We start from the raw sequence: 15,899 nt of genomic DNA on the forward strand, positions 1-15,899 counted from the left end.
GCGCGCCGTTGGCGCCTTGCTAAAGTTTTATGCAATATATTTCCGGTTAACCGTCCCGTTTAGCCCTTTGGTAGGGACTTGCCCGCATATTGCTCGCAGATGGCGGGTGATCGGGTCTCACGATCATTGGCATGATGCCGCTCCGTCATACCGGAAAAGCCGGTATGTCAAAAACACCCTGTAAAAATCAAGGTACGAGTAGCCATGTCCAGTATCATGACGAACGCCTCGGCGCTGACCGCGCTGCAGAGCCTGAACAACACCAACAAATCCCTCGAGCAGACGCAGGCCCGCATCTCGACCGGCTACCGCGTTGCCACCGCTTCCGACAACGCCGCTTACTGGTCGATCGCGACCTCGATGAAGTCCGACAACAAGGCCAACTCGGCCGTGCAGGACGCCCTCGGCCTCGGCGCCGGCAAGGTTGACACCGCCTACACCGCCATCAACGACGTCAAGGACCAGGTCGACCTGATCAAGACCAAGCTGGTCACTGCCCGCAGCGCCTCGAAGGAAGACCAGCAGAAGATCGCGACCGAAATCAACGCCATCCAGGCGCAGATCAAGTCCTCGGTCGCCAACGCCAACTTCGCCGGCTCGAACCTGCTGCAGAACGACGCTGCCGCTGCGTCCGACCTGAAGATCGTTGCGGCTTACAACCGTACCGGCGCGACCGTCACCATTGACACCATCGACGTCAAGGCTGCCGATACGCAGGTTCTCGATGTCGCCGGCACGGGCGGCATCGTCGGCGGCCTGCTCGCCGCTGCCTTCTTCGACCCGAGCACCACGGCGGTTACCCCCGCCGCCATCGACACCGCGCTCGGCACTGTTGAAACCGCGCTTGCCAAGCTGTCCACAGGCGCTGCCTCGCTCGGCGCCGCCAAGTCGCGCATCGACACCCAGAAGAGCTTCCTGTCGAACCTGTCGGACTCGATCGACAAGGGCGTCGGCGCTCTGGTCGACGCCGACATGAACAAGGAATCGACCCGTCTGCAGGCCCTCCAGGTCCAGCAGCAGCTCGGCATCCAGGCGCTGTCGATCGCCAACGGCAACTCGCAGTCGATCCTGTCGCTCTTCCGCGGCTGATCTCTCGACATTACGACTGACACCATCCGTCGGGCCGTGCCAACAGCGCGGCCCGATTTCTTTTTGCGGCTGTTGATTGTCTTGGTGAATGGCTGCCGATTTTTGCTCTTGGCCAGCGCCCTGAATGGCTTGGTTTAACAGGCCGTTAACCATATCCCGGTAGTCATGGTTAACCATTCCATGGCGGGCAGACCATACGGTCGATGGGCTTATGCCTACCCCCTTGATGAAGTTGATCCGGCGTGTTCGGGACACGCCAGTGTTTGAAAAGGGGTAAATATCTTGGCTAGCATCATGACGAACGCCTCGGCTCTGACCGCGCTGCAGAGCCTGAACAACACCAACAAGCAGCTTGAAACCACCCAGTCACGCATTTCGACCGGCTACCGCGTCGCCACCGCCAGCGACAACGCCGCCTACTGGTCGATCGCCACCACGATGAAGTCCGACAACAAGGCGCTTTCGGCCGTTCAGGACGCGCTTGGCCTCGGCGCCGGCAAGGTCGATACCGCCTACACCGCCATCACCGACATCAAGGACCAGGTCGACCTGATCAAGGCCAAGCTGGTCACTGCACGCAGCGCCAGCAAGGACGACCAGCAGAAGATCGCCACTGAGATCAAGGCTATCCAGGACCAGATCAAGTCGTCGGTCACCAACGCCTCCTATGCCGGCTCGAACCTGCTGCAGAACGACGCTGCCGCGACCTCCGACCTGAAGATCGTCGCGTCCTATAACCGCACCGGCACGACCGTCGCCATCGACACCATCGACGTCAAGGCGGCCGACACGCAGGTTCTCGATCTTCCCGGCACCGGCGGCATCGTCGGCGCTCTGCTGGCGACGACCTTCTTCGATCCCAGCACCACCCAGGTCCTCCCGGCGGCCATCGACACCGCACTCGGCGCCGTTGAAACGGCGCTTGCCAAGCTGTCCACGGGTGCCGCCTATCTCGGCGCCGCCAAGTCGCGCATCGACACCCAGAAGAGCTTCCTGTCGAACCTGTCGGACTCGATCGACAAGGGCGTCGGCGCGCTGGTCGACGCCGACATGAACAAGGAATCCACGCGGCTGCAGGCCCTCCAGGTCCAGCAGCAGCTCGGCATCCAGTCGCTGTCGATCGCCAACGGCAACTCGCAGTCGATCCTGGCGCTGTTCAAGCAGTAAGCCTGACCCGGCTTTCTCTTCCTTGAATAAGGGCCGCGCCGACAGCGCGGCCCTTTCCTGTATGGGTGTGTTTTGACGCATGTCGTTGACCCGGAACCGCTGCACACTTCCGGGCGACATGCTCTATCATCTTCGCACAAGCTTCGCGGTCTAGTGTTCCCACGGAATATCATGCTGGGAGCGCTTGAATCGTGCCGCAACAGATCCAGAGCATCATCTCGAATCTCAGGGCATTTGGCGTCAGGCGCCTTGCCATGCTGGCCGGCATTGCCGCATTGGTGATGGCCGTCATCGGCATCGGCTCGGTCTATCTCAACCGCCCGGCCTATGAGACGCTCTATGTCGGGCTCGATCGCTCCGACGTGAACCAGATCGGCCTGGTGCTCGGCGAAGCCGGCATCGGCTTCGACGTCGGCTCCGACGGCACCTCCGTGCTGGTGCCGGCCGGCACCACCGCGCAGGCGCGCATGCTGCTCGCCGAAAAGGGCCTGCCGACCAGCGCCAATGCCGGCTACGAACTGTTCGACAATGTCGGTTCTCTTGGCCTGACCTCCTTCATGCAGCAGATCACCCGCGTGCGCGCCCTGGAAGGCGAGATCGCCCGCACCATCCAGTCGATATCCGGCATCAAGGCCGCCCGCGTTCACATCGTCATGTCCGAGCGCGCCAATTTCCGCCGCGACGAACAGCAACCCTCCGCCTCGGTGGTCATCCGCTATTCCGGCATCGACGCCGAAAAGAGCGCCATGTCGATCCGCCATCTCGTCGCCGCCGCCGTGCCGGGCCTGTCGGCCGACAAGGTTACCGTGCTCGATTCCAACGGCAACCTTCTCGCCGCCGGCGACGATCCCTCCAACACAAGTGCTGCCCGCACGCTCGGCGTCGAGCAGACCGTCGAGGCGCAGATCGGCGACAACATCCGCCGCGCGCTGACGCCTTATCTCGGCCCCGACAATTTCCGCGCCAGCGTCAAAGCCGACGTCAATACCGACACCCGCCAGACCGAAGAGACAATCTTCGATCCGGAGTCGCGCGTGGAGCGTTCCGTGCAGTCCGTGCGCGCCAACGAAAACAGCAATCAGAGGCAGGCCTCGACCCCGGCCACCGTCGAGCAGAACCTGCCCGAGACCCAGGCGACCAGCACCGATGGTCCGCAGACGTCATCGGAGAATGATCGCAAGGAGGAGATCACCAATTACGAGATCAACTCCAAGAAGATCGCCACAGTCTCCAACGGCTATTCCGTCACCAAGATGTCGATCGCCGTCGTCGTCAACCAGCAGCGGCTGATGACCATCCTCGGCAAGGACGCCACACCCGAACAGATCGCCAAGCGCGTCGCCGACATCCAGAAAATGGTCGCCTCAGCCACCGGCTTCGACGACAAGCGCGGCGACATCATCGATGTCTCGGCGGTCGAGTTCATCGACGGGCTGGACGGCGAGCCGGTCGAACAGCCGGGCATAATGGCGTCGATCGGAACCCATGCCGGTACGATGATCAACGCCGGCGCGTTCATCGTCGTGGTGTTCCTGGTCGCCTTCTTCGGCCTGAGGCCAATGGCCACCGCGCTGAGCGCGCGGCCGACGCCGGCACTTGCCGGTCCGAGCTTCGACGACGTCCAGCGTTCGCTGCCGACACCCGACGCCGCCGGCGCCTAACCGGCGCCGGCTGCCTTGCCCGGCAGCCGCCCCGGCCCGACTCCACTCGATGATCTTCGCCAGAAGATCAGGCCGGCGCCACAGGAGCGGCTTGCCCGCATGGTCGACATCAATGAGGAGCGCACCGCGCAGATCCTGCGCAAATGGGCGGCCCAGGAAGCAGCGGTATAGACCATGGCCTCGGCAGCGCTTTTCGACCTTTTGCCGGATTTCGGCGCACGCAGCCAGCGTGCCGGCCAGCCCTCGCTCGCGGCCATGGCCGAGCCAAGGCCGGAGACGTCGGCGCCGCAGGCCGACATCGGCGCGCTGATCGCCGAAGCGGTCATCGATGCCGAAGCCGCCCTTGAAGCCCGCCTTGCCATCGCCCACCAGGCAGCGCTCGAGGCGCAGAGACAGGCCAACGCCGATGAAGCAAAGGCCTTTCTGGAAAGTTTCGGCGGCGATCTCGGCGCGGTCGTCACTGCCCGTATCGAGATCATGGAGGCCAAGGTCAGCGACCTCGTCGGCGCCACCATTGCGCGCATCATTGGCGGCCTTGTCAGCGACGATCTGCAGAAGCGTTCGCTGGAAGCCCTTGCCGGCACGATCCGCGAAGCCGTCGGCGACAGCGAGGCGGTGCGCATCGCCGTGCGCGGACCGCTGTCATTGTTCGAGGCACTGAAGGCTTCGCTCGGCCCACGCGCGGCCAATCTCGATTTCATCGAGGCGCCCGGCTTCGACCTTACCGTCGCCATTGACGAGGCGGTGTTCGAAACCCGCATTGCCAAATGGTCGGCCGCCTTGTCGGAGGCCCTATCATGAGCGGGGGCCCTATTATGAACGAGTGGACGTCATGAGCGTTGTCGAGGCCGCAGACGCCAGGCACGAGATCATCATCGTGCGGCGCAATCACGACGACCACGACGACGCCCACCACGGCGGCGTCTGGAAGATTGCCTTTGCCGATTTCATGACCGCCATGATGTGCTTCTTCCTCGTCATGTGGCTGATCAACGCCGCCAACGAGCAGACCAAGGCGGCCGTTGCCAGCTACTTCAATCCGGTCAAGCTGGTCGATCGCAACGCCAGCCGCAAGGGCCTCGAAGACCTCGGCGATGGCCCGAGCAAGGTCGGGCTGACGGCCGACGACCCGCGGGACAAGACCAGCAAGGCCGGACAGGACGGCGTCGGCGGCGCCGGCACTTCCGACAAGAAGCAATCGAAGGAATCGGCGCCGAAGACCGATCTTTCCGACGAGCATCTGTTTGCCGATCCCTATGCGGTGCTGTCGGAAATCGCCACCGACACCGGCGTCATGCAAAACGTCAGCGAGAAGGGCGATGGCGGCGCGCAGGCGTCCGGCCCGGCTACCGGCGCATCCGGCGGCCAATCCTACCGCGACCCGTTCGCGCCGGATTTCTGGTCGCAGCAGGTGGCTGCACCAGGCGCCGAAGCCACCGCCGAACGCACCAAGATCGAAGGCGATCCGCTGAAGCCGGGTGACAAGGCGGCACAGACGCAAGTGGCGGAGGTGAAGGCCGTGCCGGCGGCGCCGCCAGTGGCCGCGGCGCCGCTCGAGCCGCTGGCGAAATCCGTTTCCGATAAGCCGCTGACCAAGGCGGAAGCCAAAGCAGAGGCCAAGGCTGAAGCAGCGAAGGCCCAGATTGCAAAGGCCGAAGCCGCCGAAGCACAACCCGCACCCAAACCCGAAGCCACGGAAAAGGCGCCGACGGCCGCCACTGTTAAGGCCGCGGCGCAGGTCAAGCAGGAACTGGCCGAGGCCTTCAAGCCAGGCGACAAATTGCATAACGGCGTTTCCGTCGACGCCACCGACAAGGGTGTCGTCATCTCGATCACCGACCAGTTCGATTTCGGCATGTTCGAAATCGGATCGGCGGTGCCGAGGCGTGAACTGGTGCTGGCAATGGAAAAGATCGGCCGCATCGTCAACGAGCAGAAAGGCACGATCAGCATCAACGGCCACACCGATGCGCGGCCGTTCCGCAGCGACACTTACGACAATTGGCGGCTGTCCACGGCGCGCGCCCATTCCGCCTACTACATGCTGGTGCGCGGCGGCGTCGACGAGCGCCGCATCACCGAGGTCGCCGGCTTCGCCGATCGCGAGCCGAAAATTGCAGCCGACCCGATGGCGGCCGCCAACCGCCGCATCGAGATTCTGATGGCGACCGACGGATGAGGCGCTCCGCCATCATCGGCCGCGCCGTCGGCCTGCTGCTGCTGAGCGCTGTCCATTCGCCGGCAGCTTTTGCCGAGGACGCATTGCAGCCCTATCTGCTGGTGCGCTCGCTGCAGCTTGTGCAGGACCGCATAGCCGCCGGCGATCACGCCGCGCTGCCGATGCAGGCCAAGCTGCTCGAAATGGCCGACACAAGGCTGCGCGCGGCGGACGCAGATGATTTCAGCGACCCGAAGAATTTTCGCGCTTTGCTGGTCTATGGCATGAGTGGCGGCAACCCCGTCACCGTCGAGGCGGCGGTGTCGCGCGCCAAGACCGACCCGCAAAGCCTGGCCATCGCCAAGGGCATCGTCGATTATCTGAACGGCCGGCCGGCGGCTGCGATCGAGGCGCTGAAGCCGATCGATCCGATGACCCTGCCCGCCGATCTCGGTGCCTTTCTGGCGCTGGTCAAGGGCTCGCTTCTCGCCACTGAACAACCGGTCAGCGCGCTTGCGCTGCTCGACGATGCTCGCCTGCTCAGCCCCGGCACGCTGGTCGAGGAAGCAGCGCTGCGCCGCTCGGTCGGCATCGCCGCCGCGCAAGGCGACGGTGCGCGTTTCGCGCTTGCCTCAACCCAATACGTCGAAGACTACCTCTATTCGCCCTATGCCAGCCAGTTCGCCGACGCCTTCGTCTCCGGCGTCATCGCGCTGCACATGGCAATCAGCCAGGACAAGCTCGCCGACATCACCGCAATGATGGATCCCGAGCGCGAGAAGGTGATCTATCTGCGCATCGCCCGCCGCGCCGCGATCGACGGCTTTGCCGATCTCTCCGCCTTTGCCTCGGCCAGGGCTGAACGGGGCCGCGACGGCATCCACAATCAGGACGATCCGCGCGCCCAGCTCTATTCCAGCCTGTCCACGGTGACGTCCGGCACCATCGGCGAGGTCCGCGCCAAGCTGGACAAGATCGATCGCAACCAGCTTTCGCAAAGCGACCGCGACCTGCTCGATGCCGCGCAGGCCGTGGCGGGTGAAGTCATCGCCCCGCCGGCGCCGCTGCCTGCCGAAAAGCCCGCACCTGCCGCGGCCAGGCAGGAGCCGGTCAAGACCGCGGCAGTGGAAAGACCCGACGAGCCAGAGCTGCCGCCGGTCGAAGGCGCGATGCCGGAACAGCCAGCCGCCACAACGTCGAGTGAACAGCCCGCAACCGACCAACCGAAGGCGGCAAGTGAGCCGGCCGCGCAGGCACCGAGCACGCCAGAGGCAAAGGCGGCGGAAACGCCTGCAGTCGCCTCGGCCAGCGATGCGGCTCCGGTCGTGCCGGCATCGGTGCCGGCCCCCGCCGCAGTAGAGCCTACCGATCCCACCGACGCCGCCATGGCGAGGACGCGTCACCAGCTCGATTTGATCGACCAGATGCTTGGAGCAGCCCCGAAATGACCACCAATGTTGGCCAGGCCCTGCCGGCTCCCGCGCACGCCGGATCGAAGCAGTCGGCCTCAAACGCCAAAGGTGGCGACAAAAGCTTCGGCGACATGGTGCGCGGCGACGACGATGCGCCGACACCGATAGGCCAGGGAGCAATTGAGGCCGCGTCGCACGGGCTGCGTTGGGCCAAACGCAGCCCTGCCGGTCCCGGCAAAAGCGAAATCCCACACACCCAGTCTGGCAAAACGGGGACGAAATCCGCTGCCGGCAAGGCCGCAAAAGAACATGCCGATAGTGGCCCGGACAAACCATCCAAGGACGCTGAGGTGGCCGGACGAGACGCAGATGCAGGATCGCTGCAGGATCATTTGCCACTGGTGCTGGCGCTGCACGATATCAGGCATTTCTCAACGGTCCGGACAAGCGGGAACGGCATCGCGACGAATGGACAGACTGGGCAACCGGCGCCCGCTGGCGAGGCCATTTCTGCACAGACGTCGCCTCTGAAGAGACACCGCGCAGCGTCCGGCATTGACGACAGACTCGACACGACGACGCGATCGGAACGGGCCAAGCCCGGTACCAGCGTTTCCGCACAGGATCAGGGGCAAAAGCTGCCCGCGATCGGGCTCCAGTCCGGCAAACTGCCGCACCAGGATGGTCCGACGCCTCCTCTACCGGCGGACCAGACGGCAAGCGACGTTTCGGCACCCGAGGCAAAACGGTCCGCGCCGTCGGCGAAGTCCGTCGATGGAGCCCATTCCGCGGCATCGTCCACACCGGGGAAACAGGCGCCATCCGCTGCGCGCGTCGACATTGTCGCCGAGCAGAGCTTCCCCGCGCCGGCGCATAGTCCGATAAACCAAACGACTTCGGCGCTTATCGACGCGCTGGCTTCGGACAACGGCCTGCGGCAAGCGGTTTCGACGCCGTCGACGACCGCCCAGACGGTCGGTTCTGTTGCCGTTCCGACACATATATTGAAGATCGAGCTTCACCCGGCAGAGCTCGGCATGGTCACCGCCAGTCTGAGGCTTTCCGGAGAACAACTTTCGATAGAATTGAAGCCCGAAACCCATGAGGCTTACCGCCGTCTCGCCACCGATAGTGACGCCATCGTGAAGTCGTTGCGCGGGCTCGGCTTCGATATCGACAAGGTCACCATCCTGCAACCTTCGATAGCAGTCCACGCAGGGGTTCGCAGCGATGCAGCGAACTCGCAGCCAATGCCGCAAGGCCGCGACCAGTCCGCTTTTCAGCCCGGAAACTCGAGCGGCAACAATACGGGTTCGGGCGGCCACCAGTCGGGAAGAAACCGCAATGACGATGCCCAGGAATTCGGCCGCGCTGGCGCGCCTGCTCGCGAGCGCGCTGGCGACGATATGTTTATCTAGCCTCGCCACCAAGCCGGCCACCGCCGCTACCGACCCTTGCGAGCTCGAGATCTTGCGTGCCGCCGACCGCTATGGCGTGCCCGCCGGCATCCTCTATGCGGTCGGGCTGACCGAGACCGGCAAGAAGGGTAGCTTGCAACCTAACGCATTGAATATAGAGGGAAAACCGGTATTTCCAAGGAGCCGCACTGAGGCCCTGGCCGCCTTCGAAGCAGCCCGACGTGAGGGCAAGACGCTGATCGACCTCGGCTGCATGCAGATCAACCATCACTATCACGCCGCGCATTTCCGCAGCGTCGACGACATGCTCGACCCGCGCCAGAATGTCGACTATGCCGCGCGCTTCCTGGCCAGCCTGCATGCTCGTCATGTCAGCTGGTCGATGGCCGTCGCCCGCTACCACGCCGGCCCCGACAATGACCCCGCGCAGAAATTCTATGTCTGCCGCGTCATCGCCAATATGGTCGCCACCGGCTTCGGCAAATGGACCCCGAACGCCCGCAACTTTTGCAACCCTTAGGTGAATCATCTCTTGCGAACGGCTGCAAATCCACGCCCGGCGGGTGATGTGCCACGTCACCCGTTCGGCAACCAACGATACAACCTCCTGATTGCGGTTATTTCGAAACTCGAAATAACTCCCAAGAAAATAGCTACAAGAAATGATGGTTGTTCAGGATTCCCGGCACCGGTTACGGCTCTTCCCACGGGGCAGATGATCTGATTCGGAGGCGGGGCCGATGATTGTAATCGTTGACGAGCGTGAGCTCGTAACTGAAGGCTATAATTCACTTTTCGATCGTGAGGGCGTCGCCTGTGCAGGCTTCGCGTCCGGTGAATTCGGCGAGTGGGTGACATCGGCCGCCGACACGGATTTGCGATCGGTCCGAGCCTTCCTCATCGGCGACTGCCGCGAAGGCGCCATCTCGCCACGCCAGATCCGCGACCGCACCGGCGCTCCGGTTATCGCGCTCAGCGAACAGCACTCGCTTGAAAATACGCTGCGGCTGTTCGAGAGCGGTGTCGACGACGTCATCCGCAAGCCGGTCCATATCCGGGAGATCCTGGCCCGCATCACCGCCATCCGCCGCCGCGCCCATGAGGACGTCAGCTATACCGAGATCGGCGCCATGCGCATCTTCATGGACGGCCGCGATCCCGAGATCGATGGCCAGCCGTTGCCTCTGCCGCGCCGCGAACGCCGCATCCTCGAATATCTGGCGAGCAACCGCGGACGCCGCGTCACCAAGACCCAGGTCTTCAACGCCATCTACGGCATCTTCGACGAAGAGGTCGAGGAGAACGTGGTCGAGAGCCACATCTCCAAATTGCGCAAGAAGCTGCGCGAAAAGCTTGGTCAGGACCCGATAGACTCCAAGCGCTTCCTCGGCTACCGGCTGGTGTTCTGATGCCGGTCTGCGCCAGCCTCGCGCAAGACAAAAATTATATCCTCGCGACCACAGACATGGGCCCAACGATCTTGGGCATTGAGGAGACGTTTCGATGAGCCTTTACGGAATGATGCGGACCGGCGTTTCCGGCATGAACGCCCAGGCCAACCGCCTGTCGGCGACAGCCGACAACATCGCCAATTCCGACACCACCGGCTACAAGCGATCCTCGGCCGAGTTTTCGACGCTGATCATGCCGCAGGTCGGCGGCGCCTATAATTCCGGCGGCGTCAACACCACCATCCGCTCGGCCATCAGCGCCCAGGGCGTGCTGCAGTACACGACCTCGGTTTCCGACCTTGCGGTCAACGGCAACGGTTTCTTCGTCGTCCAGGACCCCAGCGGAACGCCTTTCCTCACCCGCGCCGGCGCATTCGTTCCCGACGCTCAGGGCAGGCTGGTCAACGCCGCCGGCTACCAGCTGATGGCATACAGCTACGCCAACGGCACGCCGGCAGCCACCGCCAACGGTTTCGAAGGGCTGGTTCCGGTCCAGATCTCCGACCAGGAAATGACGGCGACGCCCAGCACCACAGGCAATTTCAACGCCAATCTGCCGGCTGGCTCCACGCCGCCCGCCGGTCCGCTGCCTTCCACCAACAGCCCGACCGCCGAATACACGTCGAAGTCCTCGATGGTCACCTACGACAATCTCGGCAACAAGAAGCTGCTCGACGTCTATTTCACCAACACCGGCACCGGCGCCTGGTCGGTCTCTGTGTTCGACCAGTCCCAGGCGACGCCGGGCACATCCTTCCCCTATACGGGCGGCGCGCTGGCCACGGCCAACCTGACCTTCGACACCACCACCGGCAAGCTAACCGGCGCGGTCGACAGCATAACGATCCCCGTACCGGGCGGTGCGTCGCTCGACCTCGATTTGTCCAAGCTGACTCAGCTCGGCACCGGCTTCACAGTCTCCGAAGCCAAGGTCAACGGCAACGCGCCCAGCACGATCGAAAAGATCCAGATCGGCGAGGACGGAGTCATTTACGCCCAGTATCAGGACGGCTCGACCAAGCCGCTGTTCAAGATCCCACTGGCGGACGTCCAGAGCGCCGACAACCTCACCGCACTGCCTGGCAATGTCTATGCGCAGTCCACCGACTCCGGCACCGTGCGCATCGGCTTCGCCAACGAAGGCAAGCTCGGCAGCATCATCTCCGGCGCGTTGGAAAATTCCAACGTCGATATCGCCGAGGAATTGACCAACATGATCGCGGCGCAGCGCAGCTACACCGCTAACTCGAAAGTGTTCCAGACCGGTTCCGACCTCATGGATGTCCTTGTCAACCTGAAGAGATAAACGACGGGCGCCAGGGGAATGAACCCAAACCAGAGCAGCGCGGTGCGCGGATTTCGAATTCAAGGCAACACCGGCAAACCGCCCGGGTGGTCTGGAATTGCAGGTTTCCGAACGCCGACGCCGCCGACAGGGCAGAGACGTCATCCCCTCCCCACTGGCCTCGTGAAAGACCCGCATGTCGCTGACTTCCGCATTGACCATAGCCCAACAGTCGCTTCAGACCACGTCGAAGCAGACCAGCGTCCTTTCCCGCAATATTGCCGACGCCAGCAACCCCGATTATGCCCGCCGCACGGCGGTCGTCGTCAGCAGCGCGCCCGGCGCCCGCTCGGTCGAGATCCAGCGCGCCACCAACGCCCTGCTGTTTCGCCAGAACCTTAGCGCGCAATCGGCATGGAGCGGCCAGAGCACGCTTTACAGCGGAATTGACCGCCTCGCCGTTGCCGTCAACGGCGTCGACAACGCCTCCTCTGCCTCGACCGCGATCGGCAAGCTGCAGAACGCGCTGCAGCTTTACGCCGCTACGCCATCCAACCAGAACCTCGGCTCCAGCGTCATCGACGCGGCCCAGCAGGTGGTGCGCGCTCTGAACGACGGCACCAACGCGATCCAGGATTTCCGCACCCAGGCTGATGGCGAGATATCGACGGCGGTCGACGATCTCAACTCGCTGCTTAGTCAGTTCCAGGACGCCAACAAGGCGGTCATCTCCGCAACCCGTTCGGGTACCGACGCATCCGACGCGCTCGACCAGCGCGACGCTTTGCTGAAGAAGATCGCGGACTATGTGCCGGTGTCGACCTTCACCCGGGGCGACAACGACATGGTCATCACCACCAGGGACGGCACGACGCTGTTCGAGACCATTCCGCGCTCGGTGAGTTTCACCCCGTCGGCGGGCTACACGGCCGGCACACCAGGCAACACCATCTACATCGACAATGTGCCGGTCAGCGCCGGGGCTGGCGGCAACACCAGCGCCGACGGCAAGCTCGCCGGGCTCATCACCTTGCGAGACGGCGTCGCGGCGACGATGCAGAGCCAGCTCGACGAAGTGGCGCGCGGCCTCATCACCGCCTTTGCCGAAACAGCACCTTCGCAGCCCGACCGAACCGGCCTGTTCACCTGGTCGGGTGCGCCCGCCATTCCGGCCGCCGGCACGCTGATCGACGGGCTTGCCGGCTCGATCAAGGTCAACGCCGCAATGGACCCGAGCGTCGGCGGCAATCCGGTGCTGCTGCGCGACGGCGGCGCCAATGGTGCGGCCTATATCGCCAACACTGCCGGCAACGCCTCCTATTCGCAGCTCTTGATCGGCTATGGCGACAAGCTCGACAAGCCGATGCCTTTCGACGCTGCGGCCGGCATCACCGTCACGTCCAGCCTGTCCGACTACGCCGCCAATGCCATTGGCTGGTTCGAAGGCCAGCGCCAGCAGGCCTCGAGCAACGCCGACGCCAAGGAAGCGCTGGCGTCGCGCACCGCCGAGGCGCTGTCCAACGACACCGGCGTCAATGTCGACCAGGAGATGTCGCTGCTGCTCGACCTCGAACACACCTATCAGGCCTCGGCGCGCATGATGAAAACGGTCGACGACATGCTGTCGGCCCTGCTCGATGCCGTAGGATAAGCCATGAAAGCCACATCCGTCTCATCAGCCGCCCTCTCCAACGCCGCGCGCTATCAGCAGATGCGCATGCAGGCCGAACTGGTCAAAGCCACCAAGGAATCGACGACCGGCACCGTCGCCGATGTCGGTCTGGCGCTCGGCGCGCGCACCTCGCAGGCGGTCACCTTCTCGCGCGACCTCGACCGGTTGAACGTCATCATCGATTCCAATTCGCTGGTCACCGCTCGGCTGTCCTCGACGCAGGCTGCGCTTGGCCAGCTTTCCGACACTGCGCAGAATTTGCTGACCGCACTGACCGCCGCCGGCAATTCCTCGAGCACCATCACGCAGCAAGCCGGCAAGGCCGCCGTGCAGCAGATGACCTCTATCCTCAACGCCAGCGTCAACGGCGAATATCTGTTTGCCGGCACCAACACCGACGTCAAGCCGATCGATGACTTCACTGCCGCCGGCTCGCCGGCCAAGGCGGCGTTCGACGCTTCCTTCTCGTCGTATTTCGGCTTCACGCAGACCGATCCGCTCGCCGCCAACATCACCGCCGCCCAGATGGACGGCTTCATCACCAGCAATGTCGTGCCGCAGTTCATGGGCGCCGGCTGGCAGGCCAACTGGTCGAACGCCACCGACCAGCAGATCGTCAGCCGCATTTCGCTGGGCGAAACCACCCAGACCTCGGCCAGCGCCAATGAAGACAGCATCCGCAAGCTCGCCATGGCTTCCGCCCTGGTCACCGGCCTGCTCTCCGGCAACATCAGCCAGGCGGCGAAGACCACCGTCGTCGGTCGCGCCCAGGCGATGGTCGGCGAGGCGCTGGGCGGACTCGGCCAGTTGCAGGCCGAGACCGGCCTTGCCGAGAAGCGTGTTTCCGACGCGAGCGACCGCATGAAGACGCAGGTCGACCTGTTCGAGCGCCATATCCTCGATCTGGAGGGCGTCGATCCGGCCGAGGCCGCCACCCGCGTCGCGGATCTGACGCAGCATATCGAGACGTCCTTCGCGCTGACCGCGCGCCTGCAGCAGATGAGCCTGCTGAACTACCTGACCTGACAATCTCAACCGCAACGGTAGAGCCAAACGATGTATCAATTCTCCTACGCCGACATCCAGACAGACTCCGTTGCCGATGCGAAAGATCGCGAGCGGCAGCTTTTGACCCGCTCGATCGAAATGCTGGCGGCGGCGGCGGCGGTCGGCCACACCTCGATGGAGGCGGTCGAAGCGCTGCACTTCACCAACCGGGTCTGGACCACCTTCGTCGAGGATCTCGGTTCCAGCGACAATGTCCTGCCCAAGGAACTGCGCGCCAACCTCATCTCCATCGGCCTGTGGCTGCTGCGCGAGGCCGAGGACATCCGCCAGGGCCGCACCGACAATTTCGAAGGGCTGATCGAAGTGTCCCAGATCATCCGGGACGGCATTCAATGACCAACACGCTGAAGATATCGCTGAAGCCGAACGAGAAGATCTACATCAACGGCGCCGTCATCCGCGTCGACCGCAAGGTCACCGTCGAGCTGATGAACGACGTACAGTTCCTGCTCGAGAACCATGTCATCCAGGCCGACGATGCCTTGACGCCGCTCAAGCAGCTCTATTTCATCCTGCAGGTGATGCTGATGAACCCGGCCGGCGCCATCGAGGCGCGCGCCATGTTCCGCCGCTCGCTGCCCTTGCTTTTGGCAAGCTTCGAGGATGAGCAGATCAGTGGCGCGCTGAAGCAGATCGACCGCATGGTCGGCGAAGACCATATCTATGAAGCGCTGAAGGCTATCCGTGCGCTTTATCCGCTCGAACGCCGCGCACTTGGCGGCAATGACGATGTTCAGGGTGCGAAGCGCCCGCTGGCCGTGGGAGCACAATACTGATGAATGTGGACATGACGACGACGATCCCCACGGGCGCCAACCAGGGCACCCAGCAGACGTCGAAGACAGCGGTCGACTACCAGTCGTTCCTGAAGCTGTTGATCGCCGAGATGAAGAACCAGGATCCGACGAAACCGATGGATTCGACGCAGTATGTCGCCCAGCTCGCCACCTTCTCGCAGGTAGAGCAATCGGTGCAGACCAACACCAAGCTCGACCAGATCATGCAGTCCTCGGCGCTGTCGCAGGCCGATGCCTTGATCGGCCGCTCGATCACCTCGGCCGACGGCAAGACGACCGGCGTCGTGGCCTCGGTCAAGCTTGCAAGCAACGGCGTGATCGCCGTGTTGCAGAACGGCACCGAAGTGCCGGTCGGCGCGGGCGTTTCGATAAAGCCGGCCAGCTAGACAGTTCCATAGAGGCGCGCTCACATGAACGAGGCCGACGCACTCGACATCGTCCAGTACGCGGTATGGACGGTGCTTGTTGCTTCCGCGCCGGTGGTGCTGGTCGCCATGGTGGTCGGCATCGGCATTGCCCTGATCCAGGCCCTGACCCAGATCCAGGAAATCACCCTGACCTTCGTGCCCAAGATCGTCGCCATCATGCTGGTCGTGGCGCTGACCGGTCCGTTCATCGGCAGCCAGATCTCGGCCTTCACCAACGTCATTTTCGAGCGCATTGAAAACGGGTTCTAGGCAGCGCTTGCAGGCGGCTGTGTTCCGGCTAGATTGCAGGCCAT

Annotated in this window: 15 protein-coding genes and 1 pseudogene; all 16 read left to right on the forward strand. The window is 63.7% G+C overall.

Features of this window, described 5'->3' with window-relative positions:
* Positions 1 to 204: 204 nt before the first annotated feature.
* The 16 genes and pseudogenes from NKI35_RS07480 (at position 205) to fliQ (ending at position 15,855) form a co-directional block, all read left to right on the forward strand.
* On the forward strand, positions 205 to 1,089 hold the full coding sequence (locus NKI35_RS07480; protein WP_023683303.1) for a flagellin N-terminal helical domain-containing protein: 885 nt from the start codon (positions 205 to 207) through the stop codon (positions 1,087 to 1,089).
* Between the two features lie 282 nt (positions 1,090 to 1,371).
* A complete protein-coding gene (locus NKI35_RS07485) occupies positions 1,372 to 2,256 on the forward strand; it encodes a flagellin N-terminal helical domain-containing protein (RefSeq protein ID WP_023683302.1) in 885 nt (294 codons plus the stop codon).
* Positions 2,257 to 2,447: 191 nt separating this feature from the next.
* Positions 2,448 to 4,088 (forward strand): annotated as a pseudogene (fliF, locus tag NKI35_RS07490) (flagellar basal-body MS-ring/collar protein FliF).
* Positions 4,089 to 4,091: 3 nt separating this feature from the next.
* Positions 4,092 to 4,718, forward strand: coding sequence for a hypothetical protein (locus NKI35_RS07495; protein WP_352739323.1), 627 nt, complete (start codon positions 4,092 to 4,094; stop codon positions 4,716 to 4,718).
* Positions 4,719 to 4,749: 31 nt separating this feature from the next.
* Entirely contained in the window at positions 4,750 to 6,096 is a 1,347-nt protein-coding gene (locus NKI35_RS07500; protein ID WP_352739325.1) for a MotB family protein, read from the forward strand.
* Positions 6,093 to 7,523 (forward strand): MotC family chemotaxis protein, encoded by a 1,431-nt coding sequence (locus NKI35_RS07505; RefSeq protein ID WP_352739327.1) that lies wholly within the window; start codon positions 6,093 to 6,095, stop codon positions 7,521 to 7,523. The genes NKI35_RS07500 and NKI35_RS07505 overlap by 4 nt, the downstream gene beginning before the upstream one ends.
* 95 nt (positions 7,524 to 7,618) lie before the next feature.
* Entirely contained in the window at positions 7,619 to 8,905 is a 1,287-nt protein-coding gene (gene fliK / locus NKI35_RS07510) for a flagellar hook-length control protein FliK (protein WP_352739329.1), read from the forward strand.
* Positions 8,838 to 9,425, forward strand: a complete 588-nt coding sequence (locus NKI35_RS07515) for a transglycosylase SLT domain-containing protein (protein ID WP_502897130.1) — start codon at positions 8,838 to 8,840, stop codon at positions 9,423 to 9,425. The genes fliK and NKI35_RS07515 overlap by 68 nt, the downstream gene beginning before the upstream one ends.
* 220 nt (positions 9,426 to 9,645) lie before the next feature.
* Positions 9,646 to 10,314: a response regulator transcription factor gene (locus tag NKI35_RS07520; protein WP_023683295.1), complete on the forward strand. Its 669-nt coding sequence runs from the start codon at positions 9,646 to 9,648 to the stop codon at positions 10,312 to 10,314.
* A gap of 94 nt (positions 10,315 to 10,408) precedes the next feature.
* On the forward strand, positions 10,409 to 11,662 hold the full coding sequence (locus NKI35_RS07525; protein ID WP_352739333.1) for a flagellar hook protein FlgE: 1,254 nt from the start codon (positions 10,409 to 10,411) through the stop codon (positions 11,660 to 11,662).
* Between the two features lie 175 nt (positions 11,663 to 11,837).
* Entirely contained in the window at positions 11,838 to 13,292 is a 1,455-nt protein-coding gene (flgK, locus tag NKI35_RS07530; RefSeq protein WP_352739335.1) for a flagellar hook-associated protein FlgK, read from the forward strand.
* Between the two features lie 3 nt (positions 13,293 to 13,295).
* Positions 13,296 to 14,339, forward strand: a complete 1,044-nt coding sequence (locus NKI35_RS07535) for a flagellar hook-associated family protein (RefSeq protein ID WP_352653932.1) — start codon at positions 13,296 to 13,298, stop codon at positions 14,337 to 14,339.
* A gap of 30 nt (positions 14,340 to 14,369) precedes the next feature.
* On the forward strand, positions 14,370 to 14,717 hold the full coding sequence (gene flaF, locus NKI35_RS07540) for a flagellar biosynthesis regulator FlaF (protein ID WP_023671893.1): 348 nt from the start codon (positions 14,370 to 14,372) through the stop codon (positions 14,715 to 14,717).
* Positions 14,714 to 15,157, forward strand: a complete 444-nt coding sequence (gene flbT / locus NKI35_RS07545; protein WP_023671894.1) for a flagellar biosynthesis repressor FlbT — start codon at positions 14,714 to 14,716, stop codon at positions 15,155 to 15,157. The genes flaF and flbT overlap by 4 nt, the downstream gene beginning before the upstream one ends.
* Positions 15,157 to 15,564 (forward strand): flagellar hook assembly protein FlgD, encoded by a 408-nt coding sequence (gene flgD, locus NKI35_RS07550; RefSeq protein WP_023671895.1) that lies wholly within the window; start codon positions 15,157 to 15,159, stop codon positions 15,562 to 15,564. The genes flbT and flgD overlap by 1 nt, the downstream gene beginning before the upstream one ends.
* A 24-nt stretch (positions 15,565 to 15,588) precedes the next feature.
* The gene (gene fliQ, locus NKI35_RS07555) at positions 15,589 to 15,855 is read left to right on the forward strand and encodes a flagellar biosynthesis protein FliQ (protein WP_023671896.1); all 267 of its coding nucleotides are present in this window, start codon (positions 15,589 to 15,591) and stop codon (positions 15,853 to 15,855) included.
* Positions 15,856 to 15,899: the final 44 nt, after the last annotated feature.

It is taken from the genome of Mesorhizobium sp. M0676 (genome assembly GCF_040320535.1).
In the GTDB taxonomy this organism is placed as follows: domain Bacteria; phylum Pseudomonadota; class Alphaproteobacteria; order Rhizobiales; family Rhizobiaceae; genus Mesorhizobium.

What these genes read in the sequence shown, in the direction of transcription:
- NKI35_RS07480 (WP_023683303.1), top strand. Translation starts at nt 205, where the DNA reads ATGTCCAGTATCATGACGAACGCCTCGGCGCTGACCGCGCTGCAGAGC.
- NKI35_RS07495 (WP_352739323.1), top strand. Translation starts at nt 4,092, where the DNA reads ATGGCCTCGGCAGCGCTTTTCGACCTTTTGCCGGATTTCGGCGCACGC.
- NKI35_RS07500 (WP_352739325.1), top strand. Translation starts at nt 4,750, where the DNA reads ATGAGCGTTGTCGAGGCCGCAGACGCCAGGCACGAGATCATCATCGTG.
- NKI35_RS07505 (WP_352739327.1), top strand. Translation starts at nt 6,093, where the DNA reads ATGAGGCGCTCCGCCATCATCGGCCGCGCCGTCGGCCTGCTGCTGCTG.
- fliK (WP_352739329.1), top strand. Translation starts at nt 7,619, where the DNA reads ATGGTGCGCGGCGACGACGATGCGCCGACACCGATAGGCCAGGGAGCA.
- NKI35_RS07515 (WP_502897130.1), top strand. Translation starts at nt 8,838, where the DNA reads ATGCCCAGGAATTCGGCCGCGCTGGCGCGCCTGCTCGCGAGCGCGCTG.
- NKI35_RS07520 (WP_023683295.1), top strand. Translation starts at nt 9,646, where the DNA reads ATGATTGTAATCGTTGACGAGCGTGAGCTCGTAACTGAAGGCTATAAT.
- NKI35_RS07525 (WP_352739333.1), top strand. Translation starts at nt 10,409, where the DNA reads ATGAGCCTTTACGGAATGATGCGGACCGGCGTTTCCGGCATGAACGCC.
- flgK (WP_352739335.1), top strand. Translation starts at nt 11,838, where the DNA reads ATGTCGCTGACTTCCGCATTGACCATAGCCCAACAGTCGCTTCAGACC.
- NKI35_RS07535 (WP_352653932.1), top strand. Translation starts at nt 13,296, where the DNA reads ATGAAAGCCACATCCGTCTCATCAGCCGCCCTCTCCAACGCCGCGCGC.
- flaF (WP_023671893.1), top strand. Translation starts at nt 14,370, where the DNA reads ATGTATCAATTCTCCTACGCCGACATCCAGACAGACTCCGTTGCCGAT.
- flbT (WP_023671894.1), top strand. Translation starts at nt 14,714, where the DNA reads ATGACCAACACGCTGAAGATATCGCTGAAGCCGAACGAGAAGATCTAC.
- flgD (WP_023671895.1), top strand. Translation starts at nt 15,157, where the DNA reads ATGAATGTGGACATGACGACGACGATCCCCACGGGCGCCAACCAGGGC.
- fliQ (WP_023671896.1), top strand. Translation starts at nt 15,589, where the DNA reads ATGAACGAGGCCGACGCACTCGACATCGTCCAGTACGCGGTATGGACG.